This window comes from Haloferax sp. Atlit-6N (assembly GCF_003383195.1).
Taxonomy (GTDB): domain Archaea; phylum Halobacteriota; class Halobacteria; order Halobacteriales; family Haloferacaceae; genus Haloferax; species Haloferax gibbonsii.
On record NZ_QEQJ01000176.1, the window covers coordinates 1 to 526 of the forward strand.

1 protein-coding gene is annotated in these 526 nt (G+C 63.9%); it reads right to left on the reverse strand.

The window, feature by feature from the left end; genetic code table 11:
* Positions 1 to 167: 167 nt before the first annotated feature.
* Positions 168 to 526, reverse strand: a 359-nt coding sequence (locus tag DEQ92_RS21795; protein WP_199522967.1) for a Nif3-like dinuclear metal center hexameric protein, incomplete at its 5' end; no start/stop codon positions are given.

Genomic DNA, 526 nt, shown 5'->3' on the forward strand with positions numbered 1-526 from the left:
CGACGACGAGTGCGACGACAGCGAGTAACGCGACGCCGAGCTTTGCCCCATAGCTCGACCGGATGGATTCGAAGAGTCCTGACCGTTGCATCTACACTTTTTAACGACACATCGGATAAAAAGCCGACCCGCCGATTATCTCGGGTGATAACGATTGGCCGTAACGGTTACAAGCCGGTCGGATGCGAAAGCACCGTCGTCTCGACACCCCACTCGGAGACGAGATCGGCGAGGCGTTCGACGCCGAAGGTCTCGGTCGCGTAGTGACCGCCGAGGAAGACGTGGATGCCCGCTTCGCGCGCCTCGTGGTACACCTGCTGTTTCCCTTCGCCGGTGACGAGCGCGTCGACGCCCGCGTCGGCCGCCTCGCCGAGCCAGTCAGCGCCCGAGCCGGTGACGATCGCTACCTCGCTGATCTCGTCGGGACCGAAGTCGAGCACCTGTGGCTCCTGGCCGCCCGTATCGAGCCCCGAGAGCTGATCGCGCAGTTCCGCGACGGTGTAAGACTCTGCGGCACGGCCCTGCT